The organism is Gilliamella sp. G0441 (assembly GCF_050589305.1).
GTDB lineage: Bacteria > Pseudomonadota > Gammaproteobacteria > Enterobacterales > Orbaceae > Gilliamella.
Map to the genome: position 1 here is coordinate 1 of NZ_JBNRJF010000041.1, position 640 is coordinate 640.

1 protein-coding gene is annotated in these 640 nt (G+C 46.4%); it reads left to right on the top strand.

Annotation, left to right across the window (positions count from 1 at the left end; genetic code table 11):
• Nucleotides 1–13: 13 nt before the first annotated feature.
• Nucleotides 14–640: type VI secretion system Vgr family protein (locus ACKJXD_RS11920; protein ID WP_430876421.1), on the top strand; the 627-nt coding region annotated here is incomplete at its 3' end.

Below are 640 nucleotides of genomic sequence, written 5' to 3' on the forward strand. Positions count from 1 at the left end.
TATCGCTCATGCGATGCATGACAGCGCACATCCAGACCCGGTGAGCACGATAAATAAACATCGAAATGTAATTCGCACGCCGGCCAACAACAAATTGCGGATGGATGACAAACGGGGTCAGGAGCATATCAAGCTGGCGACTGAATACGGCAAAACCCAGTTAAATATAGGTCACTTAGTTAATCGAAATAAAGAAGGTCGGGGTGAAGGATTTGAGCTTCGTACCGATGAATGGGGTGCTATAGCCGCAGAAAAAGGGTTATACCTGACCACACAAACAACGCCGAAAGCGCAAGGCAAACAGCTGGACATGCAAGGCGCAATAGCGCAGTTAGAAAATGCACTGTCGATAGCCAAAGCGTTACAGGATGCGGCAAGCCAATCAGAAGCCCACGGAGCCGATACGGAGAGTCAGGACAAGCTAAAAACAAATCTAACGGCATTAAGTCAGAGTGGAATTTTAGCCTATGCTCAGGAAGGGATAGCGTTAACCAGTCCGGAAAATATTCAATTATCAACGGGCAACAGTTTTTCGGTAGTAGCTGAAAAGCAGACAGATATAACGGCGTTAAAAAATATCACAGTGTCTTCGGGCGAGGCGATAGGATTATTTGCCCATAAATCGGGGATGAAGCTTTTT